At 51.8% G+C, this 25,909-nt stretch carries 19 protein-coding genes; 5 read left to right on the plus strand and 14 right to left on the minus strand.

The window, feature by feature from the left end; genetic code table 11:
* Positions 1-95 precede the first annotated feature (95 nt).
* The 3 genes from B7988_RS14090 to sstT form a co-directional block, all read right to left on the minus strand.
* Positions 96-863: a hypothetical protein gene (locus B7988_RS14090; RefSeq protein ID WP_249269017.1), complete on the minus strand. Its 768-nt coding sequence runs from the start codon at positions 861-863 to the stop codon at positions 96-98.
* A gap of 105 nt (positions 864-968) precedes the next feature.
* Entirely contained in the window at positions 969-2,300 is a 1,332-nt protein-coding gene (locus B7988_RS14095; RefSeq protein ID WP_249269018.1) for a diguanylate cyclase, read from the minus strand.
* Between the two features lie 153 nt (positions 2,301-2,453).
* Positions 2,454-3,695, minus strand: a complete 1,242-nt coding sequence (gene sstT, locus B7988_RS14100; RefSeq protein WP_088658385.1) for a serine/threonine transporter SstT — start codon at positions 3,693-3,695, stop codon at positions 2,454-2,456.
* Between the two features lie 135 nt (positions 3,696-3,830).
* Here sstT and B7988_RS14105 point away from each other — a divergent pair, with 135 nt between their 5' ends.
* The gene (locus B7988_RS14105; protein ID WP_088658386.1) at positions 3,831-5,606 is read left to right on the plus strand and encodes a long-chain fatty acid--CoA ligase; all 1,776 of its coding nucleotides are present in this window, start codon (positions 3,831-3,833) and stop codon (positions 5,604-5,606) included.
* A gap of 86 nt (positions 5,607-5,692) precedes the next feature.
* Here B7988_RS14105 and B7988_RS14110 read toward each other — a convergent pair whose 3' ends face one another.
* From B7988_RS14110 to rpsO, 5 genes are all read right to left on the minus strand, one after another.
* Positions 5,693-6,859 (minus strand): phosphoglycerate dehydrogenase, encoded by a 1,167-nt coding sequence (locus B7988_RS14110; protein ID WP_073317139.1) that lies wholly within the window; start codon positions 6,857-6,859, stop codon positions 5,693-5,695.
* A gap of 163 nt (positions 6,860-7,022) precedes the next feature.
* On the minus strand, positions 7,023-8,762 hold the full coding sequence (gene ispG, locus B7988_RS14115; protein ID WP_088658387.1) for a (E)-4-hydroxy-3-methylbut-2-enyl-diphosphate synthase: 1,740 nt from the start codon (positions 8,760-8,762) through the stop codon (positions 7,023-7,025).
* A 29-nt stretch (positions 8,763-8,791) separates the two neighbouring features.
* Complete coding sequence (locus tag B7988_RS14120; protein ID WP_073317133.1) at positions 8,792-10,492, minus strand: HD domain-containing phosphohydrolase; 1,701 nt, start codon at positions 10,490-10,492, stop codon at positions 8,792-8,794.
* A 168-nt stretch (positions 10,493-10,660) separates the two neighbouring features.
* Positions 10,661-12,913 carry a polyribonucleotide nucleotidyltransferase gene (gene pnp, locus B7988_RS14125; RefSeq protein ID WP_249269019.1) on the minus strand — a complete coding sequence of 751 codons (2,253 nt, stop codon included), beginning with the start codon at positions 12,911-12,913 and terminating at the stop codon, positions 10,661-10,663.
* A 21-nt stretch (positions 12,914-12,934) separates the two neighbouring features.
* Positions 12,935-13,207 carry a 30S ribosomal protein S15 gene (gene rpsO, locus B7988_RS14130; protein ID WP_072978575.1) on the minus strand — a complete coding sequence of 91 codons (273 nt, stop codon included), beginning with the start codon at positions 13,205-13,207 and terminating at the stop codon, positions 12,935-12,937.
* A gap of 302 nt (positions 13,208-13,509) precedes the next feature.
* Here rpsO and thiH point away from each other — a divergent pair, with 302 nt between their 5' ends.
* Positions 13,510-14,769 carry a 2-iminoacetate synthase ThiH gene (gene thiH / locus B7988_RS14135; protein WP_088658388.1) on the plus strand — a complete coding sequence of 420 codons (1,260 nt, stop codon included), beginning with the start codon at positions 13,510-13,512 and terminating at the stop codon, positions 14,767-14,769.
* Here thiH and B7988_RS14140 read toward each other — a convergent pair whose 3' ends face one another.
* Positions 14,770-15,651, minus strand: coding sequence for a prepilin-type N-terminal cleavage/methylation domain-containing protein (locus B7988_RS14140; RefSeq protein WP_170930671.1), 882 nt, complete (start codon positions 15,649-15,651; stop codon positions 14,770-14,772). It lies immediately after the preceding gene.
* Between the two features lies 1 nt (position 15,652).
* Here B7988_RS14140 and B7988_RS14145 point away from each other — a divergent pair, with 1 nt between their 5' ends.
* Entirely contained in the window at positions 15,653-16,846 is a 1,194-nt protein-coding gene (locus B7988_RS14145) for a cation:proton antiporter (protein ID WP_088658389.1), read from the plus strand.
* Between the two features lie 25 nt (positions 16,847-16,871).
* Here B7988_RS14145 and B7988_RS14150 read toward each other — a convergent pair whose 3' ends face one another.
* Positions 16,872-17,798, minus strand: a complete 927-nt coding sequence (locus B7988_RS14150) for a tRNA-dihydrouridine synthase family protein (RefSeq protein ID WP_088658390.1) — start codon at positions 17,796-17,798, stop codon at positions 16,872-16,874.
* Positions 17,799-17,816: 18 nt separating this feature from the next.
* Complete coding sequence (locus B7988_RS14155) at positions 17,817-18,794, minus strand: peptidoglycan DD-metalloendopeptidase family protein (RefSeq protein ID WP_088658391.1); 978 nt, start codon at positions 18,792-18,794, stop codon at positions 17,817-17,819.
* A 214-nt stretch (positions 18,795-19,008) separates the two neighbouring features.
* Here B7988_RS14155 and B7988_RS14160 point away from each other — a divergent pair, with 214 nt between their 5' ends.
* Together B7988_RS14160 and B7988_RS14165 are read left to right on the plus strand one after the other, a co-directional pair.
* The gene (locus tag B7988_RS14160; RefSeq protein WP_088658392.1) at positions 19,009-20,421 is read left to right on the plus strand and encodes a glycine--tRNA ligase; all 1,413 of its coding nucleotides are present in this window, start codon (positions 19,009-19,011) and stop codon (positions 20,419-20,421) included.
* A 218-nt stretch (positions 20,422-20,639) separates the two neighbouring features.
* On the plus strand, positions 20,640-21,623 hold the full coding sequence (locus tag B7988_RS14165; protein ID WP_088658393.1) for an FISUMP domain-containing protein: 984 nt from the start codon (positions 20,640-20,642) through the stop codon (positions 21,621-21,623).
* Positions 21,624-21,716: 93 nt separating this feature from the next.
* Here the strand turns inward: B7988_RS14165 and argH are convergent, their stop codons facing one another.
* The 3 genes from argH to B7988_RS14180 all read right to left on the minus strand — a co-directional run bounded on the left by argH (position 21,717) and on the right by B7988_RS14180 (position 25,724).
* Complete coding sequence (argH, locus tag B7988_RS14170) at positions 21,717-23,150, minus strand: argininosuccinate lyase (protein WP_088658394.1); 1,434 nt, start codon at positions 23,148-23,150, stop codon at positions 21,717-21,719.
* 107 nt (positions 23,151-23,257) lie between these two features.
* Positions 23,258-24,760, minus strand: a complete 1,503-nt coding sequence (locus B7988_RS14175) for an NCS2 family permease (protein ID WP_212668326.1) — start codon at positions 24,758-24,760, stop codon at positions 23,258-23,260.
* Positions 24,761-24,818: 58 nt separating this feature from the next.
* On the minus strand, positions 24,819-25,724 hold the full coding sequence (locus tag B7988_RS14180; protein ID WP_088658395.1) for a TIGR01212 family radical SAM protein: 906 nt from the start codon (positions 25,722-25,724) through the stop codon (positions 24,819-24,821).
* Positions 25,725-25,909: the final 185 nt, after the last annotated feature.

The following is a 25,909-nucleotide window of genomic DNA, read 5'->3' on the forward strand; positions in this document are numbered from 1 at the left end:
TAGAACTTAGAACTTAGAACTTAGAACTTAGAACTTAGAACTTAGAACTTAGAACACTCTCTTCTCTCTAAGCTCTACCAACTAAGTTCTACCAACTAACCTCTACTACTATACGCTTTCTCCGCCTGCTCGTTACGGCGCTTGAGTTCTTTATTCAGCGGCCAGTAAATGGCGGCAAACAGAATATAACCGCACAAAAGCACAATCCAGTGGTTGAGTCCGAGACCGATTTCGATATAGCGCATTTCGATGAACATGATCGGCCCCGCAATCAAAAACAGCGGAAGTTGCCTGCACTGGTCGCCCAGCGAATAGCGGCTTTCGTAGCTCACGATAGAATTCATCATCGGAAAACTGGTGCAAAAGCCTCCCATCAGGCGCTTGATGAGCATGAGTCCGCCTACGACGCCTGCGATGGCGGGCGCCTTGATGTAAATGGGGAGCGGAGTCTTGTAGCGCACGCCCGATTTGTAGCTCTGCTTCTGGAATATGATAACGCCCACGATAAAATCGAACGCGCAGGCGCCCAGGAAGGCGGCTTCGGTGTCGGGAACGCGCGGCATCAAAAAGGTGCCGAGCGCCACAAAGAAGGCGAGCCCCGCGATAATGCTCGGGACAATCGGAACTTTAACTTTATAATGCAGAATGCGCACGATATGCACGTACAGAAAACACATGAATCCCGAAATCGCATTCGCCGTACCCATCGGGAGTCCGACAGCGATGTAGGCGAACCCGCAAGGTATTGGAATAGTCGCCGTGACGGCTTTTAACTGCGGGTCCTTCAAGTAGGCGCTTAGGGTTCCGAGCGCCGTGACCATGAAAATCAGCAGCCAGTCGTAAAAGGAGAAATGTAGGTTCAATACATCAAGCACGTTTTAATTCGGAATGCGGATTTCTGATTTCAGAGTTGTATTTTGAGCTTATAAATTAGAAATAATTCTGAATTCCGAATTCTGAAATCTGAATTAAGTTCTCGCTTTCTTCATTTTCTGCTTGTTCAGGTACATGTCTTCGTCGGCGCGCTTGCTCACGGAATCAACTGTGTCGCCGCTCTTGTATTCCGCCAAGCCTATGGCGACGGAGTATCGGTCCCAGGGTTCCCTGGAATAGTCGTTTTCGGTTTCGAAGAATTTCTGGTTAGCAACTTCGATAAGTTCGTGGCGGTGCTCGTAGTCGTCGTTCTTGAGAATCACGATGAATTCGTCGCCGCCTATGCGGAATACCGGAGAATGCCTGAAGATGGTGCAGACAATATGGCATGCCCCTGCAATGTAGAGGTTGCCGTTGGCGTGGCCATAGCTGTCGTTGATGACTTTCAGGTTGTTCAAGTCGATCATGGCGAAGCCAAATTCTTTCACGAGATTTTCTTTTAAGTCCTTTTCGAGAGTCCGTACCGAATCGTCGTAGGCGATTTTGGAACCCACATGGGTCAAGGCATCCTTGTAAGCGAGTATGGTCATGTTGGCCGCTTCTTCTTGCGCGGATTTTGCCGTTTCTTCGGCTTCCAAGATGTCTTCTACGTAGTTCCTCATGTCCTTAGACATTTGGGTGATGGCGATAGAAAGGAATTCCACTTCGTTACGCGTATTGATTTCTGGAGCATCGAAGACGAGGTGCTTTGGATCTTTCTTTTTGCTGCGGCTTTTTTCGGCGAATTTGTGGACGCTCTTTTCGAGAGCAATGATGGGCCCAGTCACGTTTTTGTGCAACCAGAAGATAAGGATTGCTGCAAACAGAATGCCTGTTCCAAGGGTCAAAAGGATACTGTAGAGGACAGACTTGTGCAGAGTGTTGCGGAGGGCCTCGATGGAAATATCTGCACATAAGAGACCGAAGTGGACTCCCGTGGAATTGATCAGGGGTTTGCAACCGGTATAGGCGACGCCCCATTCGGAGGTCTCTTCGAAAAATGTAATTTTATCTTCTGCAATTGCAACGGAGAATTTATTCAGTTCTTCTTCAGGATAGGCGTCGCTTGTTTCGAGAAGTTCCATATCCTGTTCACCTCGGGCGCGTTCTGCTTCGTTTGTTGCCGAACAGATATTCACCATCAGTTTGTCGCGGACAAAGGCGGAGTATAGGTAGAACAGGTTGAACTCGTCAACGAGATTGTTGAGCGTTTCCTGGACTTGGTGGTATTTTTCGCTCTTTTCTCCCGTAATGACGCACTGATACAGATCGTCCAGGTCGATACGCTTTGTGATGTGGTTTAAAATAGAACCCAGTTTTTCATCGTAGCGGGAATAGAGAGTCTTTGAGTAGGTATAATAAGCCTGTGCAGAAAACAGAATACACATGAATGCGATGAATGCTGCGCATCCTATAAATAAACTTCGGTGTATAGGTTTCTTTTTGTCTGCCATTGTATTTACCACAAGAGAAAGTAACTTTTTTTTCTGAACAGAGAATACTCCAATTTGGAACGTTTTTGGTAAAAAACGGCTTGTATTTTAGCGGAACCTACGGGGAAGGTGTTTTCCTTCGGCAATCCAGCCACTGTATTCGGCTGCGGCGGTGTACATGACGTCGGTCGAAGAGTTGAGGGCGGTTTCAAGGCTATCTTGGACTGCGCCAATGATAAAGCCTACGGCCACGACCTGCATGGCGACGTCGTTTGAAATGCCGAGGAACGAACAGGCCATGGGAATCAGGAACAGAGAACCGCCTGCAATACCGCTTGCGCCGCAAGCTCCGATACTGGCGATAATGCATAGCATCAGGGCGGTCGGAAAACTGACTGAAATGCCTAGTGTGTGCGCGGCAGCCAAGGTCATAATGGCGATCGTGATGGCGGCCCCGTTCATGTTGATGGTGGCACCAAGCGGAATCGAGACGGAATAGAATTCGCGGTCGAGCTTGAGCTTTTCGCATACGTCCATGTTCACGGGAATGTTCGCTGCCGAGCTTCGCGTAAAGAGGGCGGTAATGCCGCTTTCTTTAAGGCAGTAAATCACAAGCGGGTAGGGGTCTTGCTTGATGGCGGAGCTCACAATCAGCGGTGCGATAACGAAAGTCGTAAAGATCATGGCACCGGCAAGGACCGCGATCAGTAAACCATAGGTCTTGAAGATTCCGATACCATTGGTGGCGATGGAAGAATGGATCAGGCCGATGATACCGAAAGGAGCCAAGTTAATGAGCCAGTGGACAATGGCCGTGACAGACTTGGTAATGTCTTGCAGGAGTTCCTTGGTAGAATCGCTGGCGTGAATCTTGATTGCAAAACCGAAAATGATTGCCCACACGAGAATACCGATATAGTTTGCCTCGGTAATGGCTTCGAAGGGGTTCGAAACCGCACGGATAAGCAAGTTGTTCAGAATTTCGCCGATGCCTTTGGGCAGAATGGCGGAGGTGGTCGCTTCTTGTGCCAATTGCAGGTTCTGCGGAAACAAGAAACTTGCGCCGACTGCGATAATGGAGGCGAGTACGGTGCTGACCATGTAATAGGCGAAAGCCTTTCCGAAACGTCGGTCAAGCGAGGTCTTGCCTGTAGAAAGCGAGTTTACAATCAATACGAACACGAGAATCGGGGCGATGCCTTTCATGGCGCCAACGAACAGGACGCCCAGTTCGCCGATCCATTTTTGTCCGGGGAGGAAAATTCCGAGGAGGGTGCCAATTACGATGGCAATGCAGATACGGTAGTTTAGCTTAACGCCGTTGTATTTATCAAGAATCTTTTTGAACATATCATCCCTTTGATTCGAACAGATAAATTAACCCTATGGCACAAATATAAAGAAAAAAAAGGGACTTGTGATAAAAATAACAGAAAAAATCCGTGTAATAAATGTATTTTAAGCGTTAGGGACAGGGTATTTTGTATGGAACCGCTGCAATACACATCGCTTGCGCATCTGTTTTTTGCAAACTGCGATAGAGAAAATTTCGCAGGGTGGTCCCATCGTAAACATGGAAAATGGATCAACTTTACTGGCCGACGCCTCCGTCGAGAGACCCAATACCTGGCGCTTGCCTTTAGGGCACGTGGACTTGTTGCGGGTAAAAGTATCGGCGTTGTTGCTGAAAGCAGCCCCGAATGGATTATGGCCGATGTGGCGGCGCAGCTGAACCAGGCGAAGGTGGTGCCCCTTTTCCCGAATATTTCGGCCGAAAATTTCAACTACCAATGCGATGATGCTTCGGTGCAGGTTCTTGTGCTGAACATGCTTTCGGACTTGGATCCAGCAATTGGCGCCTTGATGCCGCGGTTCAATGCAGTCATCTGCATCGATAAAAAGTCCGAACTCCCGCCGAATGGAGTCTACTGGGAAGATCTTGTGAAAGAAGGCGAGATGCTGTCGAGAATGCCGGAATCTTCGCTCTGGCTTAACCAGCAGATGCATTCCCTGAATCCGGACGACGTGTTCTCGATTCTATACACGAGTGGCTCTACGGGAGTCCCGAAAGGCGTTGAACTGACTCACCGCAACATGCTTTCGCAAATCCAGGTTATCAAGCGGGATTTCTTGCGGTTGAGCCGAGAAACGGACCGCGGATTGGTCATACTGCCAGTGGCGCATGCCTTTGAACGCATGACGGTTTACTTTTATACTTTGTGCGGAATCAAGGTTTACTTTGCCGATTCACCGCAGCACACCGCCGAAATCATTCGTGAAATTCGTCCGACTGTTATGACAGTGGTGCCGCGTATTTTGGAACGGCTTTACGAAAGCATGACGGTGGCGGGCGAAAAAATCCACGGCATCCAGAAGTTTGTATACGAGCACGCGATTGCCTATGCCAAAAGGCATAACCCTCTTGAAAAGCACGGAATTTTTGCGAAGTTCTACGACAAGTTTGTTTATCGCAGAATGCGCGAGGCCATGGGCGGTAAATTCCGTATGGTGATTTCGGGCGGGGGAGCCCTGAACAAGTCTATTTGCAGGTTCCTGCTGAATGTGGGCATTAATGTGACCGAGGGTTACGGGCTTACGGAATGTTCGCCGGTGGTGAGTGTGAACAAACTTGGTGCAGCGCGGCCGGGGAGTGTCGGGCTTCCGCTGACACATTTGCAGGTGAAAATTGGCGAACATAGTGAGGTTCTTGTTAAAGGTGAAAGCGTGTTCAAGGGGTATCGCAATAGGCCCGATTTGAACAAGGATATCTTTACTGAAGATGGATTCTTTAAGACTGGCGATCAAGGCTATTTTGACCGCGACGGTTATTTGTATTTGACAGGCCGCCTCAAGGAACTTTTAAAAACGAGTACGGGCAAGTACGTGAGCCCGAATCCGATTGAATTGGAGCTTGGCCGCCACATTCTGGTAGAACAAGCGCTCGTGATTGCAAATAATCGTAAGTTTGCGTCGGCACTCCTTTTTTTGAATCCGGTGAATGCAAAGCGATTCTTACAGCGCACTGGCAAAGATTTTAGCGTCGAAAAAGCGCTTAAGTCCAAGCGTATCTTTGAATCAATTAACCGCCATGTCGAGCGAGTTAATAGCAAATTGAATCATTGGGAACAAATTCGCAAGTGGATTTTAATCGGTGACGAACTCACTGTAGAATCTGGGCTTTTGACGCCCACATTAAAAATTCGGCGCACCGTCGCTGAAGCTCGGTACGCCGAAGAAATCGAGAAGATGTATCAACAGTAGGAAGTTAGAAGTAGGAAGTCGAAAGTTGAATAATCGCTGCGAAGCAGCCTAATCAAAACTTCCTACCGTCTACTGCCTACTTCCCACTAGAAATGGATGACTCTAACCTTGATGACCTTGTCGAGCTTGCCGAGTTTTTCAATGATAGAATCATCGACCTTGCTTTCCACGTCAACGAGGTTGTAGCCGATCTTGCCGTTGCTCTTGTTAGAGAAGCTGGCGATGTTCACGCCTTCGGCACCGAATACCTTCGTGATTTCGGAAATCATATTCGGAACGTCCTGGTTGATGACTACGACGCGGCTCTTGACGCCGGCATGCGGGTGATCGACGAGGGCCGGGAAGTTCACGGAATTGCGGACGCAACCGAATTCGATGTAGTCCTTCAGTTCTTCGACGGCCATCACGGCGCAGTTTTCTTCGGCTTCTTCGGTAGAGGCGCCGAGGTGCGGGAAGCAGGTCACCTTGTCGTTTTTGATGAGGTCTGCAGTCGGGAAGTCGCAGAGGTAACCCTGGAGGGAACCCGAAGCGAGCATTTCGTTGACCGGATCCATTTCGACAATGCCACCGCGGGCGAAGTTCATGATGTAGCTACCCTTGAACTGAGCGAGGTTCTTGCGGTTGAGCAAGTTCTCGGTAACGCCCTTGATGAACGGAACGTGTACGGTGAGGAAGTCGGACTTTGCAATCACGGTGTCGAGGTCGGCGATTTCCACCTTGTTGGAAAGTTCGTGCATGTTGGCGGCGTTCGGATACGGTTCGTAAGCGATGACGCGCATGTTCTTCCAACGGGCATAGTTAGCGACGAGCACGCCGATCTTGCCGAGGCCGATTACGCCGAGGGTTTTGCCTGCGAGTTCCATGCCGGCGAACTTCTTCTTGCCGCTTTCGACAGTCTTGGCAAGGTCCGGGTCGGTGGTGTCGAGGTTCTTGACCCATGCGGCAGCCTTGTCCACGTTACGGACGGCCATGCCGAGCACGGTCATCACGAGTTCGGCAACGGCGTTGGCGTTTGCACCCGGGGTGTTGAACACGCAAATACCCTTTGCAGAAGCCTTGTCGATGGTGATGTTGTTCACGCCGGCGCCGGCGCGGGCGACAGCCAGCAGGCCGTCAAAGTTGTCGGTATCAACCTGGGCGGAACGCACCAAGATGGCATCCGGATTTTCGACGGAGTCGGAAACCTGGTAGAACGAGCCAAACAGGCTCAAGCCTTTCTTGGAAATGTTGTTCATCGTCTTAATAGTTGCCATTGTATTGTCCTTTGTTAATGTTAAATAGCTTTGGGGTCGCTTCGCTTTGAGGTTTGAGGTCGGCACTTCGTGCCTCGGAGCTTTTATAATCGCGCCTTCGGCGCCAATTTTTTGCTCAAAGCCTTGTGAAACAAGGCGTGCTCATACCCCATAGCCCATACCTCTAAGGTTCTTGCCACCTGCCTCTTTCCTTGATCAAATTCACGAGTTCCTCGATGGCGTCTTCTTCGGGGATGTTCTTCTTGACCGCCGTCTTGCCTTCGAACAGCGTAATGCGGCCGGGGCCACCGCCCACGTACCCGAAGTCGGCGTCGGCCATTTCGCCCGGGCCGTTCACGATGCAGCCCATGATGCCGATGGAAATGTCGGAGAGGTGTCCGAAGCGGGCCTTGATCTTGCCCATGACTTGCTGAATATCGTAGAGGGTGCGGCCGCAGCTCGGGCAGCTGATAAAGTTCGTCTTGCTGCGGCGGCAGTAGGCGGCCTGCAGAATGTCGAATGCCAGGAGCACGCAATCCTTCGCGCCCTTGTAGCCGTCAATTACGACGGCATCGCCAAGACCGTCGGTCACCAGGCTTCCGATGTCGGCGGACACGCGGAGGGTTTCTTTTTCGGTGTCGCCGATTTTAGCGTAAAGCAGAATGGGGTCTTGGCGACCCGCAGCTTCGAGAGCAGCGGCAAGGGCGCGCACGCCAGAAACCATCTCAGCTCCGGTATAGCAGAACACGGAACCTGCAGGCACGGCAGAGGGATTCTGCGCAAAGCCCGCGATATCCATCGCGTCCTTGAACTGCACCACGGGGGCGGCATCTAGACTCGGCAGCGCAAATTCGGCATTGCGGCGTTCGCCGGTAAGAGCAATCGCGTCGGCCTTCACGCCGACCTTCACCGGACTACCTCCGCCAATATCCACGCCTGCAACCTTCACGACTTCGGTCTCGCGGCGTTCGTAGTGGTACGGGTCTTTTTCAAGCACCGGCACGTTGTAGGCGGTCGGTGCAGCTGGCAACGCGCAGGCCTTGATAAGTTCCTGTGCCACAGGGACTTCGGCCACAGGATCTTCGGTGAGCGATACGCGGATGGTGTCTGCAAGACCGTCGAGCAGGAGTGCGCCGATGCCCGCGGCCGACTTGAGTCGTCCGTCGGCACCCGCGCCCGCTTCCGTCACGCCCACGTGGAACGGGTACGGCTTGAATCCTTCCTGCTTGATGCGGGCGGCGAGCATGCGGTAGGCGGCAATCGCCACGCGCGGATTGCTGCTCTTGAGGCTCAAGACCACCTGGTCAAAATGTTCAGCTTCGCACACGGCCAAGTATTCCATGGCGCTTTCCACCATGCCTTCCACCGTGTCGCCGTAGCGGTAAATCATGCGGGCCGCAAGCGAACCGTGGTTTACGCCGATGCGGATGGCGCGACCGAGGCGCTTGGCTTCTTGCACGAACGGCGTAAAGGCTTCGGCCACCTTTTCCTTGCCTTCTTCAAAAGACTTGTCCGTCTGCTGGTCGAGTGTCAAAATGCCCGTATCCACGAAGTTACCCGGATTGATGCGGACCTTCTCGACCCACTTGAGCGCCTCGAACGCGGCCTTCGGCTGGAAGTGGATGTCGGCAGATACCGGAACGGTGCAGCCGGCGGCACGCACCTGCTTCATCACTTCTTCAAGAGCGGCTGCATCTGCAAATGTCGGAGCGGTAATGCGAACCAGTCCGCAACCCACTTTGGCGAGCGCTAACGTTTCGGCCACCGTTTTCTCCACGTCTTTCGGCTTGGTGGTGGTCATGGACTGAACTAAAATGGGGGCGTTGCCCCCTATCAAAGCCTCGCCAACGCGGACTTGTACAGTTTCCCTGCGGACTGCATTAAAGCGGTCGGCTATATAGGGGAATTCGCTAAACTTCGTCATGCGCCCAAAGATAGCATTTTTTTTGCCGTTTAGGCTTCGTCTTCGCTCAAGCTTTGATAATAATCTTCAAGTTTTTTGCGGCAGGCGATAAAGCAGTCCTTTAGAGCCGGGTCAAACTGCGTACCCATGCCTTCGATAATAATATCGTAGGCTTCGTTGAACGACATTTCGGCCTTGTAGCAACGCTTGGAAACCAGTGCGTCGTATACGTCGGCAATGGCCATGATGCGGGCTTCGAACGGAATTTCGTTCCCTTTGAGTTTCTTGGGGTAACCGAATCCATCGAAACGTTCGTGGTGGTAGCGGGCGACGTTCTTTGCGATTCTCACGAAGTCCGGAGATTCCACAGACGTGAGCAGGTTTTCGACAATCATGGCGCCCTTTTCGGGGTGTTCCTTCATTTCTTCGTATTCCTGCGGCGTAAAGCGGCCGGGCTTTCTCAGAATGCGGTCATCGATAGCGATTTTTCCGATATCATGCATCGGAGCTGCCGACACCAGGCTGTCGTAGAAAAATTCGGATTGGCCAAGCGTAGGGTCCTTGCGCAGGTATTCGACCAGAATTTGCACCACGCGGCTTGTTCGCTTGATATGGCTACCAGTGTTACTGTCGCGGCTTTCAACCATGTGGGCCATACCCACGACCATCTGTTCCTGAATTGAACGAATCTGCGTGTCGTTTTCCTTGAGCATCAGTTCAAGGCGAACGTTGTTCGTACCCAACATGTTGATGTAATTGTGCATGCTGGTTTCGTCTTCGATTCGGAACATGTTGATTTTTTCACTGCCCGAAAGAGGAAGTTGTCTAAGCAAAATCTTGTAGTATTTGCCGTCTTGTTCGAATTTCTTTTCGATTGTCACGTCGCCCTGTTTCAGTTCCTTGTTCCAGGCAATCAGCAAATGGTTCAGTTCGGAATTGTCGGGGGTGGAGTGGTCAATACGACAATTTTTAAGGGCCGGGAAGGTTTCATAAGCAACTGCGTTACAACCGAGGAAACTATTGTTCGAAGATATGAGAACATAGCTGTCGGCGTTCTGGGTTTCCAGCACTTGCGAAATAATCTGTTCCACATCGTAACGTTGGACCCTAAAGCAAATGTACAAGATGGCAAACTGGTCGAACACGTACACTGCGGGCATGACCAAAGTGTCGGATCCAATCACGCGCGAAATAAAGAACGAAAGAATGGATACCGCCTCGATCGAAGACAGTGCCACCAGGCTCTTGAAGGAAACGCTTTTCTTCTTGACAAAGGCGTAAATAATGAGGCTTACGTTGATAATGACAAAGCCGACCATCACATAATTGAAGATGTCGTGTCCGATTGCGTATTCGGCGACAAAGTTTCCGACGCCGTTTGTCTGAACATAGGTGATGGTCTTGTAATAGAATCCGTTGAATCCGACTGTCATCGAAAGAGCCAAGATGACAAAGACAATCAACAGGAGTATGTCGTAGCTCCATGCTGGGAATTTAATCTTGCAAATAGAAAGGCATGCCTTGAAGGTAAGGATAGGCAGGAACATCGACCCGAGATAGATCATTTTGTTCGAAAGAATGGCTTCGTCTACATTGGTCGAAAAGGCGAGCAGAAGGTGACCTAAGCAGGCGACAAAGGAGCAGAAAAAAAGCAGCGGATACGGACCGGTCTGTTTCGGGTTGACACGATATTGCAGACAAAAGTTGATTGCCGCGACAACAGTTAAAAAAGTCAAAAAAATAATGACCATACAATTCCCATCAATTTTAGTGCAAAACAACCCGAATTAAATATAAATTAAAATTTACTCGCACGGGAGGTTGTCTAAAAAAATCCGTCAAAAAAGCGTGTAAAAGATACAGCCGTCAATCTTTTGATTGACGACTGCAATAATCTGTATTACAGAATTTGTTCTGAATTAGGCTTCAGCCGGAGCTTCCGGTGCGGCTTCTGCAGCAGGTGCTTCGGCGGCCGGAGCTTCAGCCGGGGCAGCCTTCGGGGGGAGCAAAGCCTTCATGGAAAGCTTCACCTTGCCCTTCGGGTCGACACCGAGGCAGAGCACTTCGACTTCGTCACCCACGTGAACGACGTCTTCGACCTTATCGACACGGTGGTCGGCAAGTTCGGAGATGTGCACGAGGCCGTCGCGACCAGGCAGGATTTCAACGAATGCGCCAAACGGTTGGATCGTTTTGACCTTGCCCTTGTACTTGCGGCCCGGTTCGGGTTCGGCAGTGAGTTCTTCGATCATGCGGCGGCAGACTGCAGCGGCCTTGCCACTCGGGGCGGCAATGTCGATGTTGCCATCGTCGTCGATGTTGATGGTGCAACCCGTCTGAGACTGCATGCCCTTGATCACGGAGCCACCGGAACCGATGACGTCGCGGATCTTGTTGGTGGGGATGCGCATCTTGATCATGGTCGGAGCCTTCTCGGAGACGTGCGGGCGCGGAGCGGCGAGGCCGAGTTCAGCCATCTTGCCGAGGATGTGCAGACGGCCCTGACGAGCCTGTTCCAGAGCTTCGCGCATGAGTTCCGGCGTAATGCCGCGGATCTTGATATCCATCTGGAAGGCCGTGATGCCTTCGGCAGTACCCGTCACCTTGAAGTCCATATCGCCAAGGTGGTCTTCCGTACCGGTAATGTCGGTCAAGATCTTGATCTTGCCGCCTTCCTTCACAGAACCTTTTTCGGAGATGAGGCCCATAGCGACACCTGCGACCGGAGCCTTGATAGGAACGCCAGCGTCCATCAAGCTGAGGCAGCCACCGCAAACAGAGGCCATGGAAGAAGAACCGTTGGATTCCTGAATTTCGGAAACCACGCGGATGGTGTACGGGAAGTCTTCCGGCAGCGGAAGAACGGCAGCGAGAGAACGTTCGGCGAGATGGCCGTGACCGATTTCGCGGCGGCTCATGCCGAGGCGCTTGCATTCACCCACGCAGTACGGCGGGAAGTTGTAATGCAGCATGTAGCTCTTGGAGCCTTCGCCCTGCAGGCTTTCGTAGCGCTGTTCGTCGGCCTTGGAGCCGAGCGTGCAGACCACGAGACCCTGGGTTTCGCCACGCTGGAAGATCGCAGAACCGTGAGCGCTCGGGAGAACGCCGAGTTCGATTTCGATCGGGCGGACTTCGGTCGTAGTACGGCCGTCGAGACGCACGTCTTCGTTCAGGATCATTTCGCGCATGGCAGTGCGTTCGTAGTCGCTGAAGATCGCCTTCGCGTCGGCGACGAGAGCAGGATCCTGTTCTTCGTCCTTGCCAATGATAGCGAGAATGCGTTCGTCTTCGAGCATCTTCGCGCAGAGGTCTGCCATAGCCGGATAGAAGTCGGTCTTCACCATGTTGGAGTGGACGTCCTTGTTCAGTTCGTCCCACACGACTTCCTTCACTGTGGCGAGAAGCTTTTCGTGGGCTTCGCCAACGTGCTGCGGCTTCAGTTCCATCTTGGGCTTAGCGCAGCGGTCCACCAGTTCCTGTTGGGCCTTGCACATGAGCTTGATGGCTTCGTGACCGGCGAGAATTGCGTTAATCATCGTGTCTTCGGACACTTCGTAGGCACCGCCTTCCACCATGCAGACGGAATCTTCGGTACCGGCGACCACCAGGTCCAGATCGGCGCAGGCCATCTGTTCGTAGGTGGGCATCACGATGTTCTGACCATCGACCACGGCCACGCGTACGGCGGCAACCTGCTGTTCGAAGGGCAGTTCAGAAAGACCGATAGAAAGGGATGCTGCAGACACGCCGAGCACATCGGGTGCGAACTTGCGGTCAGCAGAAAGAACCTGCACGATCACCTGGACTTCGCGCGTGAAGTTCTCGGGGAACATGGGGCGAATCGGGCGGTCAATAATACGTGCAGAAAGCGTTTCTTCGTCAGAGGGACGACCGGCTTCGCGCTTGCTGTAGCCGCCCGGGAGGCGACCAGCGGCGTAAGCCTTTTCGCGGTATTCCACAGTGAGGGGGAAGAAGTCGCCTTCTTTTTCTTCGCCGTAGCAGACAGTAGAGAGCACGAATGCATCGCCCATCTTGGCGACTGCAGCACCGCGAGCCTGCTTGGCGATACGGCCCGTTTCAAACGTGATCACACGGCCGTCAGGGAGCGTAACAGACACTTCCTTCGGGTCGAGCATCTTGCCGTATTTTTGATGGTATGCGTCAATAGACATAAATTTCTCCAGTCTGAAGAATTAGCCGCGCAGACCGAGTTCCTTGATCAAGGCACGCTGGGCGATAATGTCCTTTTCGCCGTAGTACTTGAGGAGGTTCTTGCGCTTAGAAACCATCATGGACAGACCGCGCAGGGAGTGGAAGTCCTTCTTGTGGGTCTTAGCATGTTCGGTGAGGTTCTTGATCTTCTCGGTGAGGAGAGCGATCTGAACGCGGACGTTACCGGTGTCCTTTTCGTTTGCTCCGAACTTAGCGGTGATTTCTGCAGCCTTTTCTTTAGTGATAGTAGCCATTATAGCCATTCCTTTTTTTTGTTGTTTTTGCGGTCACCACCGTGGTGACCTGTTTCATTACATGTTTTTGTCCGAGTTTCCCTGCTCTTGCACCAGTGGAATTGGCGAATCTGGTCACAGGACCCAGGCAAAAATGCAATTTGAGGGTATATATAGAAAATTCGGAATTCGGAGTTCGGAATTCGGAGGTGAAAGTATCGCGAAAAAGGCGAAAAAAGAGGAAAACGTGGTGAAAAAAGGCAAAAAATAGATGAAAAGCGACTTCTAGCAAGATTGGGGCTTCTTTTCTATATTTGGGGGCTGTGGAAAGAAAAGACAATAATTATCTGTTTGATTCCGGGAATCTCTCGGAAGGGGCGCTTGCCAAGAAGCACCGCCTTGAAAACGATCCGAGTTCCCGTACTAATATAATGGATTATCTGCCCGGCATGGAAGTCATCCAGTCGGACATTGCCGACAAGGTGCTCGCAGAATCCGAAAATTTCGATTATTCTAAATACACCGGCAAGGACGTGAAGCGCGCCCTCGAACACGAACGCTGCACGCTCGAAGATTTTAAGGCGCTCCTTTCTCCGGCGGCCGCCCCGTACCTGGAGCAGATGGCCGCGAAGGCAAAAATCGAGACCAGCAAGCATTTCGGCAACAACGTGTACTTCTTTACGCCGCTCTATATTGCAAACTACTGCGAAAACTACTGTGTCTATTGCGGGTTCAACTGCTACAACCACATCAAGCGCATGCAGCTCACGATGGAGCAGATCGAGCACGAGATGAAGGTGATTGCTGACAGCGGCATGGAAGAAATCTTGATTCTCACGGGCGAAAGCCGCGCCAAAAGCAGCGTGGAATACATCGGCGAAGCCTGCAAGCTTGCCCGCAAGTATTTCCGCATGGTGGGCGTGGAAGTCTACCCGGTCAACGTCGACGAATACCGCTACCTGCACGAATGCGGGGTAGACTACGTGACGGTTTTCCAGGAAACTTACGACAAGGTTCGTTTCGAACAACTTCACCTGATGGGTCACAAGCGCGTGTTCCCGTACCGCTTCGATTCCCAGGAACGCGCCCTGATGGCGGGCATGCGCGGGGTGGCATTCTCTGCACTCCTCGGCCTCTCGGACTTCCGCCGCGATGCGCTTGCCTCGGCACTCCATGTGTATTTCTTACAAAAGAAATATCCGCATGCCGAGATGAGCTTAAGCTGTCCGAGACTGCGCCCCATCATCAACAACGACAAGATTGACCCGCTGGATGTTCACGAAAAAGAACTCTGCCAGGTGCTTTGCGCTTACCGTATCTTCTTGCCGTACGTGGGCATCACGGTTTCCAGCCGCGAAAGCAAGGAATTCCGCAACGGAATCGTGAAGATTGCGGCGACTAAAGTTTCTGCAGGTGTTTCTACGGGCATTGGCGACCACGAAAGCAAGTACAGCGGTCACGATGACGGGGAAGGCGGCGACGAACAGTTCGAAATCAACGACGGCCGCAGCTTTAACGCCATGTACTCTGACATTTCGGGCGAAGGCCTGCAGCCTGTTTTGAATGATTACTTGTACGTGTAATTAGTACTCGAATGCTGCACAACCTATATCTCCATAGGTCGAGAAGCAGACTCCGTTATCGGACATAAGAGCTCCACCTTTTTTAGTTCCGTTGTCGCGTATTTTGGCCTGGGCGGGAAGCAATGCAACTTCTACAGAGTGGCTACTTTCATTTCCGCCTGTCCACTGGACTCTCAAGGTTAAACGGTAATTCGTGTTGTTGCCTTTCTGTTTTGTTATCTTATCTAATCCAGCACCTTTCCCATGATTTAAGAGGTTGCTCATGAACAATTGTTTTTTGGGGTAGGTACGGTAATAGGTGGCTGAGCCTTGTTTATACTCCACAGAATAATAAGTATCAGTATCTTTTTTATAGTTGTTTCCGCCTTTGTTTCTGTCTGCAAGAATATCAGCGACTCCATCAAAACCAGCATCCCTCAATGCATCATACCATACCCCACTAGTCCCAACAATTTTGCTCATTTCTGAGCCACTGTTAATGGTAGAGTGATTTTCCTGTATATTTGTGTAAAAATCTGGTCGTAATTCATAAACGAATAAGTCTAAACCATATTGGTCTTTCAGTTTGTCTTTTAATTTTTTGAGATTGTCGTTCGCTTTGTCGCCTTTAGTGACAAAGTCGCTTTGGTACAAGGCGACCTCACTTTCTATTAGGGCCCTGTTCAAGGCATCGCGCAGATAGTACAATTTCATCATATCTGCTTTTTCTTTGACTCGTTCGGTGTACCCCAAAAGCTTAGGTGCGCCAATTCCGGCGATTACCCCTAGTACCACAATGACCACCATGATTTCAATCATGGTAAATCCATGTTTCTGATGGAATTTTCCCTTCATGTGCCAAAATATAGCTGTTTTTCTATTTTTGGCACTAAATTTTTGCATTATGTTGACTTCTCTCGCACTAATATTCTTGCTAGGGTTACTTTTAGGCTCGATTTTCGTCAAGCTGAAGCTCCCGAGCATTCTAGGGATGATTCTGACGGGGATTATTCTCGGTCCCCATGCGCTGAACCTGCTTCGGCCTGCCTTTTTGGATATTTCGGCTGACTTGAGGCAGCTAGCGCTGGTGATTATCCTGACGCGTGCGGGATTGACCCTCGATATGCGGGAATTCAAGCGGATAGGTCGCGCAGCCCTCTTGATGTGCTTTGTGCCCGCTTCGATTGAAATTGTGGGTGTCGTTTTGCTTGCGCCGCCACTGATGGGTGTGACTTATTGGGAGGCGGCTTTGATGGGTTCGACCATTGCGGCGGTGTCGCCGGCGGTGGTGGTGCCTCGCATGCTCAAGATGCGCGAGGAAAATCGCGGCGTCAAACGGGGAATTCCCCAGATGCTTCTGGCGGGTGCTTCGCTTGATGACGTGTATGTGCTGGTGACTTTTGCAGCGTTCCTGGCGCTTTTGAAGGGGGAATCCGTGTCGGCGACGAGTTTTCTTTCGGTGCCGGTATCCATTACCCTCGGGGCTGCGGTGGGGGTGGCCTGCGGGTATGCCCTGGTGTGGTTCTTTAAGCACAAGCACATGCGCGATACGGTGAAGGTGCTGATTATCTTGAGTTTTGCCTTTTTGCTAAACGAACTGGAACATGATATTAGCGATGTGGTGCCGTTCAGCGGCATGATTGCGGTGGTCGCCATTGCGGCCTGCATTTACGGCAAGCATCCGGAACTTGCGAAACGCATCAGCGGCAAGTTCACCAAGTTCTGGGTGGCGGCCGAAATCATCTTGTTTGTGCTGGTGGGTAGCACCCTGGACGTGGCTTACGCGTTTACGGCGGGGATCGGCGCGATATTCGTGGTGCTCGGAGCCATGTTCTTTAGAATGGCGGGCGTGGCCATTTGCATGTGGCGCACTCCGCTGAATTACAAGGAACGCCTGTTCTGCATGCTGGCCTACGTGCCGAAGGCGACGGTGCAGGCGGCCATCGGTGGCGTGCCTTTGAGCTTTGGTTTGGCTTGCGGCAACAACGTGCTGACTTTGGCGGCCGTGGCGATTATGGTGACGGCGCCGCTCGGAGCTATCTTTATAGATAAAACCTATAGGCGGCTGGTGCCGGTGGATTCGGACGAGAACGGCTAAGCGAAAATTGGCTAGGTGAAACTGGCTAGGCGAGCTCGTTGACGGCTTCGAGGTATTCTTCGAAGGTCCTGGATTTCTCGATTTTCTTGCGGGTCTTTTTTGGAAGATCCGCGTACGTCCAGAAGGGGCGGATTTTGTCCAGAATTTGGGCGTTGCCTTGCAAGCGGCGGGCGTAGTCGGCCGCGACGTCGGCGTGGATTTTGAGCAAGGTTTCTGTCGCGGTGCCGCAGGGGAGTCCGGCGTACTGGGCGGCCAAAACCGGGTTTGCGAGGAGGCCCCTGCCGATCATGATTCCCGCGAGCTGCGGATAGCGGCTCTCGATGTAATTCATTTGTTTGATATCGGTGATGTCGCCGTTAAAAATCAGCGGATGCTTGCATTCGCTGTAGAATTTGTCGAAAGTCTCGAAATCTAGCGCGCCCTTATACTGCTGGATTCCGACCCGCGGGTGCAGGGTAATGTGGGCGAGGGGCGCATCATTTAAAAGCGGTAGCAACTGCAGGCATTCATCCGGGGAATTGAGCCCGAGACGCATCTTGATGCTGAACTTGGGGCTTTCGCAGGCTGCTTGGCTCGATGGGCTTAATTTGTTTATGGCGTCGAGAATTTCGCGGACTTTTTCGGGGTGGGGGAGAATTCCGGAGCCTCGGCCTGACTTGGTCTGCATAGGGTAGGGGCAGCCCATGTTGATATCGATTTCCTTAAAGCCGAGTTCCGTAACGGTCTTGGTCAAATGGTTGAATTCCTCGACGTCGCGGACGATAATCTGGGGGACCAGGTGGTAAGGGTGTTCGGCTTGCAAATCGCGGAGGTCTTTGGCTCGGACCTCGCCCTTTTCTAACCTAAGAAACGGTGTGTAATAGGTATGGATTCCTGGGGCAAACTTGCTGTGGGCTAGTCGGTAAGCCGATTCGGTAAACCCTTGGAGCGGGGCAAAGTGAATAGGGAGCATGGTTGCAGACGTTGCGATTTACGAGCAACGGAGCACTTGACCCGGGCGAATGGTGTTGCCCTTGATGCCGTTCAGCTGCTTGAGTCGCGTTACAGAAATGCCGTATTTGCGGGCGATTTTGCCGAGGCAGTCGCCGCGACGCACCTTGTAGTAGCGGTGCTTGGAAAGTTCCTTCTGGTATTCACCTTCGACGGCCAGCAACTGCTGCGGTTCAAGCGTAATGAGGGCGCTCTGGAACGTGCCTTCTTCGAAGTTAAAGATAGAGGACGGATCGATGTAGTTGCCGTGGTACTTCATTTCGAAGTGCAGGTGTGCACCGAAGGAACGGCCTGTGTTACCGCCTACGCCGATCGTATCGCCGGCTTGTAGGGTGTCGCCGACGTTCACTTTCCAGCTGGCGAGATGGGCGTAGAGCGTGGTGAGCCCGTTGCCGTGGTCCAGAATCACGTACTTGCCATAACCTTTGCGGCGGCCTTGGTTACGGACCTTGGTGACCACTCCTGTAAAGGCGGCCACGATGGTGCGGTCTTCACCGTGGCAGAGTCCCATGTCGACACCGCGGTGCATGCGGTACGTGCGAATGCCATAGGGGGCCGAAATACGGCGGCTAGCCGTGGGCACAAAAGCGGTGGTCATGTCAAGCGTCAGCTTGGGGAGAGTTTGGAGCGATGCGGAATCGCCTTCGGCCATGTCGGCGGCGAGTTCGGCGTCGGCTTCTTCCTGGCTCATTTCGGCTTCACCGTCGGAATCTTCACCGTCGGCCTCTTCTATGTCGGAGTCGGCCGCTGTGACATCGTTGGCGGCGATTTCGGAATTGCCTGCATCGGCTTCGTCAATGATATCGTTGCCTGTAAATTCGCTTTCCGTTTCAGGTTGCGCAATCTGGTTTTCTTGGGGGGCCGGGGCGTTTTCGAGCGCTTTTTGGGCGACATTCTTGTCTACGGCACAGGCAGAAAAAAGTAAAGCAAACAGCAGTAGGGAGCCAAACAGTCTCATAAGTGTTTTTGCAATATAGTATAATTCTATAGAATCTGAAACTTTTATTTTCCTTGCACCGGCTGTTATGTAAACAGTTGTATACTTCCATTGCGCTTTTTGCGCCATTTAAGGCCTTTCGATGTTGTATATTTTTCTATCTTTGCCGCCGTCAGGGCCTACCATCCAGGTAGGTTCCTAGTCCGGCTAGATTTAGCCGATAAAGGATTATAAAATGGCAAAGAAAGTTCAGGATGCCCTCAAGGACATCATCTCCCTCTGCAAGCGCCGCGGTTTCATTTTCCCCGGCTCCGAAATTTACGACGGCCTCGCCAACACTTGGGACTACGGTCCGTATGGCGTGGAACTGAAGCGCAACATCAAGAACCTCTGGTGGAAGAAGTTTGTGACCAGTCGCCAGGACGTGCTCGGTCTCGACAGCTCTATTCTTTTGAACCCCCGCGTCTGGAAGGCCTCCGGCCACGTGGGCAACTTCTCTGACCCGCTGGTCGACTGCCTCGCTTGCCACGAACGTTTCCGTGCCGACCAGCTCTTGGAAGACAAACTCGGCGAAGGCTGCTGCGCCGGCAAGAACTTTGACGAGGTCCACCAGATGATGATGGACAACAAGATCGAATGCCCGACCTGCGGCAAGACCGACTGGACTAAGCCCCGCGCATTCAACCTGATGTTCCAGACCGAAATCGGCGTCATCGAAGGTGAAGGCAACAAGGTTTACCTCCGTCCGGAAACGGCCCAGGGTATCTTCGTTGACTTCAAGAACATTGTCGACAACGTCCGCCCGCGCATTCCGTTCGGTGTCGGTCAGATTGGTAAGTCTTTCCGTAACGAAATCACTCCGGGTAACTTCATTTTCCGTACCCGCGAATTCGAACAGATGGAACTTGAATTCTTCTGCGAACCGGGCACCGAACTTGACTGGTACAACTTCTGGCGCAAGTACTGCTTCGACTGGCTCGTGAACGACCTGGGCGTGAACAAGGAAAAGCTCCGCCTCCGCGAACATGCCAAGGAAGAACTTTCCCACTACTCTAACGGCACCACCGACATTGAATACGAATTCCCGTTCGGCTGGGGCGAACTCTGGGGCATTGCAAGCCGTACGAACTACGACTTGACGCAGCATCAGAACGAATCCAAGGTCAAGCAGGAATACATCGACCCGGTGCAGAACAAGCGCTACATCCCGTACGTTGTGGAACCGTCCCTCGGTGTGGAACGCCTGCTCCTCGTGCTTCTCTGCGACGCTTACGAAGTTGAAAAGCTCGAAAACGACGAACGTACCGTGCTCCACTTTGACCCGAAGATTGCTCCGGTGAAGGTCGCCGTTCTCCCGCTGGTGAAGAAGGGCCAGGTGAAGGCTAAGGCTGAAGAACTCTACCAGAAGCTCCTCAACCGCTGGAACGTGGAATACGACGAAACGCAGTCTATCGGTAAGCGCTACCGCCGTCAGGACGAACTCGGCACGCCGTTCTGCGTGACCGTCGACTTCGACACGGTGGGCGAGGGTGAATCCGATCCGGCAAAGCTCGGCTTCGTGACCGTCCGCGAACGCGACTCCATGAAGCAGGAACTGGTCAAGATCGACGAACTCGAAGCTTACCTGTCCGCAAAGCTCGGCTGTTAAGCGGCTGCGCCGCGATGTGAAGTGTGAAATGTGAAGTGTGTAATGATTAATTACACACCACACACTACACACTTCACACTAAAAAGGGCCCGGAAACGGGTTCCCTTTTTTTTACGTTTTAAAAGATGCTTTCGAAATTATATTTATTAAAGTGAAAAAAGTATATGCCAATTCACATAGTGATAATGTGGTTCTTGGTTTTACAATGAGGTGTGATAATGAATAAAAAAATCATGGGTCTCGCCATATTGGCTGTTTTGATTCTTGCATGCGATGATTCGTCGAATGCAGATAACGCTGCTTCCGAGTCTGGATTGGTTGATACCGATATTTCAAAAACGCTCGGTGCTGGTACTGTGGTTGATACTGCATTACCGGCATGTGAAAATAAATCGCAAGATTCATTGAACGATGTGTCTTCTGAATCCTGGATGCCTCTTGATACAGTTGCATGGCAATCATCGGATACCGCGTGCTTTTATAATGAATTCCCATATAAGGATACCATTTGCTGCTTTGGAGAACGTGGAACGTGGCTACAACGCGATGAAGATGGAAAATATATCAATGTGAGCGGGGATTATAGCGTTGGTTTTGATTCCGACACACTTGCAGCCACAGTGGCGCCTTCCTCGGTTAATAAATGCTTGGCGACTATTGGCGAAGAACGGTACCAGGGCGTTAAAATTGGCTCGCAGGTTTGGCTCTCGGAAAACGCAAGAGGAAAGGGGCGTTGCCTGAATGACGATGAGGAAAATTGCAAGTTGTTCGGAACGCTGATGCCTTACGACAAGGCAAAGGAAGCTTGTTCTGGGGAGTATCGTTTGCCCTCCTCGAATGATGTCAGTCGGCTGCTTTTCTCTGTGGGAATGGTAAGGGAAAGAGCGTTCACCAAGGATGTGTGCGGAGAACTTCCTAGTGAAACGAGCTATGTCAATGTTCCTTTGTTCGCGGAGTCGCGAGATTCCTTGAACGCTATAGATGCGTACGGGTTCTCCTTCCTGATGGATGGTGGAATATATGAAAAGAATTTTGACGGGTCGAAACTTGTCTATTCATCGGCTAGGACATGCTTCTTCTTGCTGTCCGATGAAAAATCTGATTATCTAGAAGCATTTTGCTATGATGTTAATGAGAAAAAAGCGTATGTTGCACACCTAGGAAAGGATGCCGAAGTATATGCGCGCTGCATTATGAAATAATGTGTGAATTTTTTGGTTCATGAATATGAAAAGGAACCCATTGGGGTTCCTTTTTAAATTTGTTAATGTCTCCGATTTTGTCTGGGAGTTTTTTTACTTCTTGAACTTCTTCAGAATCGCTTCGGCCTTGCTGAACTGCTGCTTCACGGACTTGGGGCCCGTTCCGCCTTCGATGTTGCGGCGGGACACGCTGTATTCAAATGTGAGCGTCTTCTTCATCTGCTTGACGTTCGGGACGCCGGCGCTGGCCCAGGCCTCATCAGAGAGGTCCGTGAATTCGAGGCCCTGGCGGGCGGCTTCGCCGACCAGGCTACCGACCACGTGGTGGGCATCGCGGAACGGCACGCCAGATTCGACGAGAAGATCGGCGAGGTCGGTAGCCAGCAGCGCCGGCAGCATCTTCGCGTGCATCTTGTCGAAGTTAAAGCGAGCGCTTTCCAAGGCTTCCTTCATCACGCGGAGAATCACCTTCACGTTATGGACGGAGTCGAAAACCGGTTCCTTGTCTTCTTGCAAATCGCGGCTGTAGCTGAGCGGGGCACCCTTCACCAGCGTGTAAAGCGCGCTGAAGTTGCCGAGCATGCGACCGGACTTTCCGCGGATAAGTTCCATGGAGTCGGGGTTCTTCTTCTGCGGCATCATGGAAGACCCGCTGGAGAATGCGTCGTGCAAGGTGAGGTAGCCGAATTCGCTGGTGCTCCAGTTCACAAAGTCTTCGGCGTAGCGGCTCATGGTGTTTGCGATAATCGCGAGGTCGGCTTCGAATTCGAGCATCATGTCGCGGTGGCTTACCGCATCGATGCTGTTGGGGCTCACGCCGTTAAATCCGAGTTCCTTTGCCACTAAAGCGCGGTGGTACGGGAAGGCGGAACCGGCCATGGCACCGCTACCCAGCGGAAGTTCGCTGTGCAGTTCCAGGAAATTATCGAGGCGCTTCACATCGCGGCTCACGGCGAAGAACATGCTCATCAGGTAATGGCTGAAGTAGATGGGCTGTGCCTGCTGCAGGTGCGTGTAGCCCGGCATCATCTTGCCGAAATATTTTTTGGCGAGGTCGAGCACCGTTTCCATTAAAGAAACTTCGAGGGCGCGGATTTCGGCGGCGCGGTGACGCATGTAAAGCTTGAAGTCGGTGCAAACCTGGTCGTTACGGCTGCGGCCCGTGTGAATCTTTTTGCCGAGCGCGCCGATGCGTTCGGTGAGTACGCGTTCCACGGCCATGTGGATGTCTTCGTCAGATTCCTGCCAAAGGTTCTTGCCGGCCTTGTAGTCCTTGAGGATGCTAGCGAGGCCATCGCAAATCTTTTTGTATTCGGCCTTGCTTAACACGCCGGATTCCACCAGGCCCTTGCCGTGGCCGATGCTGCCTTCGATGTCTTCTTCAATGAGTTCGGCGTCGAATTGCAAGCTGAAACTCAGGTCCACCATGCTCTGCGCCATGCCGCTAGCGAAGCGGCCGGTCCACATGTTGGTCTGGGTGCCTTTCTTGGCTTTGTTTTCAGTTTTCTTTGCGGTTGTCTTTGCCATAATTCAAGTCCTCAAAAATTTTTCAGCCCAAATATAGATATTTAAAATCTTGCTAGTAATTCGAAAAACAAAATTCCGAACTCCGAATTCCGAACTCCGAATTAGTCCTACATCAAAGCGTACTTGAGCAAGAATATCACGGTGAGCACAATCATGACCCAGTGTACATTCTTGATCTTGCCGGTGAGAGCGTTTATTAAGGTGTAAGAAATCACGCCGAACATGATGCCGTCCGAAATGGAATAGGTGAGCGGCATGGCAATCATGCAGATAAAGGCGGGAATCGATTCTCTCGGGTTTGTCCAGTCAATTTTGGCGATGGAGGTCATCATGAAGTAGGCGACCATGATGAGCGCGGGGGCTGTTGCAAAACCCGGAATCGCCATGAAGACTGGCGCAAAAAGGAGCGAAAGCAAGAAGAAGAGGGCGACCGAGACGGCGGTAAGGCCCGTCTTTCCACCGTAGGTGACGCCGGCGGCGCTTTCCACATAAGTGGTCGTAGTCGATGTTCCGCAAAGGGCGCCAATCGAGGTTGCGATTGCGTCGCAGCTAAGCGCCTGAGAAATGCGGGGGAGCTTGCCGTCTTCTTTCAGGAACCCGCCACGGAATGAAACTCCTATCAGGGTGCCTAGTGTGTCGAACAGGTCTACAAAGAAGAAGGCGAAAATCACGACAAAGAAGTCGAGCGACTTGAAGAGCGAAAATCCTTGACCGACAATAGCATCGCCTCGGGTGAGAGTCCAGGATTCCGGATGGAAAAGTGCTCCGCAGGTGATTCCGAATTCGCGGAAGGAACGGTCCAAAGTCTGCAGGTAATCGCCGAACTGCGGAATTACGGAATGAAATCCGGCTTCGGGATTCGGAACGTAGATGCCTGCAAATTCGGTGACAATGCCGAGCAGCCAGGTCGCAAAAATTCCAAGCAGAATGGCGCCGCGAATTTCTTTGATCAAGAAGGCCGAAGTAATGATAATGCCCACCAGGGTAAGAATCGCCCAGATGCCGCTTGTGTGCATGTCGACAGAATGAAAATTGATGAGGCCTACGATGGTGGAGTTGTTGGCGACCACGATTTTACCGCCCTGCAAGGCGATAAAGGCGATGAATATGCCGATGCCGACCGCAACGCCCGATTTGAGCGAAAGGGGAATGCTGTTAAAGAGTTTTTCGCGGATAGAGACGACAGAAAGAATCAAGAATAGGATGCCTTCGATAAAGACGGCAAGCAAGGCGAATTGCCAACTGTAGCCCATGCTCAGCACCACGGTGTAGGCAAAGAAGGCGTTTATGCCAAGGCCAGGGGCAAGTGCAAAGGGGTATTTCGCGACAAAGCCCATGAGGGCAGAACCGACGGCGGCTGCGATGACGGTGGCGATGAAGACGCCGCCCTTGGGCATTCCAGCGGCCGAAAGGATTTCGGGGTTCACCGCCAGAATGTAGGCCATGGTCATGAAGGTTATGAGACCAGCGAAAAATTCGGTGTGGATGTTGGTCTGGTTGTCACTCAACTTGAAGAATTTGTCCAGAAAGAAAAATTCTTTCTTGAGTTCACGATCGGCCTTGTACATGAAAGTCTTTTTCTTGTTCTCTTGCATTTTCCCTTCCGTCATTCCCGCAAAAGAGGAAATCTGTTTTTTAATTAATAATCCACAGTCTACTTCCTACTGTCTACTTCCTACTGCCTACTGTCGACTGCCTACTCAAAATTTCTTCTACAGTCGCGATAATTTTGTCCCTTTCGCCACACCAGTCGGGGGCGATGAGCATGTCGCTCGGGCTTTCGCCGCTAAAGCGCTCGATGGCGGTTTCAAAGCCGATAATCTTGATCATCTCGGCGACCGCTTCGCAGTATTCTTCAAAAGTCAGGAGCTTGATTTCGCCGTTCGCGTAGTCCTGCGCCAATACGGTGCCCGCCACGATGTGCAGCGGGTGAATCTTGACCGCGGCGAGTTTCAAGTCGCGCACCACTTGGGCGGTGTGCTTGAAATCTTCCATGGTTTCGCCGGGGAGCCCTACGATTACGTGCGTGGTGACGTTGAGTCCCGCCGCCTGGCAGCGCTTGACGGCATCGGTAAATTCGGCGAGGGTATGCCTGCGATTGATGGCGGCGAGCGTCAAGTCGTTTGCGGTTTGCAGGCCGATTTCTACGATAATCGGTTTCTTGCGATTAAGTTCGGCGAGATAGGCGACCTTGTCGTCTTCGAGGCAGTCCGGGCGCGTGCCTATGGCGAGGCCTGCAATTTCCTTGTGCTTGATAATCGGGTCGATGATTCCGCGTAGGTGCTCCAGCGGCGCATGCGTATTCGTGTACGGCTGCAAGTAAGCCAAAATGCCTGCGTTCGGGTACTTTTCACGGAGGCGCGGCACGAACTTGTCGAGCTGTTCCTGAATCGAGACCTTCGCCTGGTCGAATACCGGACTGAAACTCCTGTTATTGCAATAGCTGCAACCCGAAAAACTCTTGGTGCCATCCAGGTTCGGGCAACTCATGCCGCCATTCAGCGGGAGTTTGCGCACCTTCAGGTAATTCGGGAAAATTTTCAGCAGTAAGTCTCGGTAGGGAGTGTAATGCATGCGAAATAATATAGTATTTAGTGGATAACAAACATAAGACGGTCGGCTGTAGACTGTGATTGTAAGTGTTAAAAAGTAAACCGAATGTAAACTTTAATTATATTTAGTCACTATGATGTATAGGTTTCTTTTGGGGATGCGGACGAATAGTTGGACACAACTAGAGGACGCATCATGTACTTTAC

The sequence above is a fragment of the Fibrobacter sp. UWB1 genome (assembly GCF_002210325.1).
Taxonomy (GTDB): domain Bacteria; phylum Fibrobacterota; class Fibrobacteria; order Fibrobacterales; family Fibrobacteraceae; genus Fibrobacter.

What these genes read in the sequence shown, in the direction of transcription:
- pnp (WP_249269019.1), bottom strand. Translation starts at nt 12,913, where the DNA reads ATGTCTATTGACGCATACCATCAAAAATACGGCAAGATGCTCGACCCG.
- argH (WP_088658394.1), bottom strand. Translation starts at nt 23,150, where the DNA reads ATGGCAAAGACAACCGCAAAGAAAACTGAAAACAAAGCCAAGAAAGGC.
- B7988_RS14155 (WP_088658391.1), bottom strand. Translation starts at nt 18,794, where the DNA reads ATGAGACTGTTTGGCTCCCTACTGCTGTTTGCTTTACTTTTTTCTGCC.
- rpsO (WP_072978575.1), bottom strand. Translation starts at nt 13,207, where the DNA reads ATGGCTACTATCACTAAAGAAAAGGCTGCAGAAATCACCGCTAAGTTC.
- B7988_RS14180 (WP_088658395.1), bottom strand. Translation starts at nt 25,724, where the DNA reads ATGCATTACACTCCCTACCGAGACTTACTGCTGAAAATTTTCCCGAAT.
- B7988_RS14165 (WP_088658393.1), top strand. Translation starts at nt 20,640, where the DNA reads ATGAATAAAAAAATCATGGGTCTCGCCATATTGGCTGTTTTGATTCTT.
- ispG (WP_088658387.1), bottom strand. Translation starts at nt 8,762, where the DNA reads ATGACGAAGTTTAGCGAATTCCCCTATATAGCCGACCGCTTTAATGCA.
- B7988_RS14120 (WP_073317133.1), bottom strand. Translation starts at nt 10,492, where the DNA reads ATGGTCATTATTTTTTTGACTTTTTTAACTGTTGTCGCGGCAATCAAC.
- B7988_RS14105 (WP_088658386.1), top strand. Translation starts at nt 3,831, where the DNA reads ATGGAACCGCTGCAATACACATCGCTTGCGCATCTGTTTTTTGCAAAC.
- B7988_RS14160 (WP_088658392.1), top strand. Translation starts at nt 19,009, where the DNA reads ATGGCAAAGAAAGTTCAGGATGCCCTCAAGGACATCATCTCCCTCTGC.
- B7988_RS14140 (WP_170930671.1), bottom strand. Translation starts at nt 15,651, where the DNA reads ATGCAAAAATTTAGTGCCAAAAATAGAAAAACAGCTATATTTTGGCAC.
- B7988_RS14175 (WP_212668326.1), bottom strand. Translation starts at nt 24,760, where the DNA reads ATGACGGAAGGGAAAATGCAAGAGAACAAGAAAAAGACTTTCATGTAC.
- B7988_RS14110 (WP_073317139.1), bottom strand. Translation starts at nt 6,859, where the DNA reads ATGGCAACTATTAAGACGATGAACAACATTTCCAAGAAAGGCTTGAGC.
- B7988_RS14095 (WP_249269018.1), bottom strand. Translation starts at nt 2,300, where the DNA reads ATGTGTATTCTGTTTTCTGCACAGGCTTATTATACCTACTCAAAGACT.
- B7988_RS14145 (WP_088658389.1), top strand. Translation starts at nt 15,653, where the DNA reads ATGTTGACTTCTCTCGCACTAATATTCTTGCTAGGGTTACTTTTAGGC.
- B7988_RS14150 (WP_088658390.1), bottom strand. Translation starts at nt 17,798, where the DNA reads ATGCTCCCTATTCACTTTGCCCCGCTCCAAGGGTTTACCGAATCGGCT.
- sstT (WP_088658385.1), bottom strand. Translation starts at nt 3,695, where the DNA reads ATGTTCAAAAAGATTCTTGATAAATACAACGGCGTTAAGCTAAACTAC.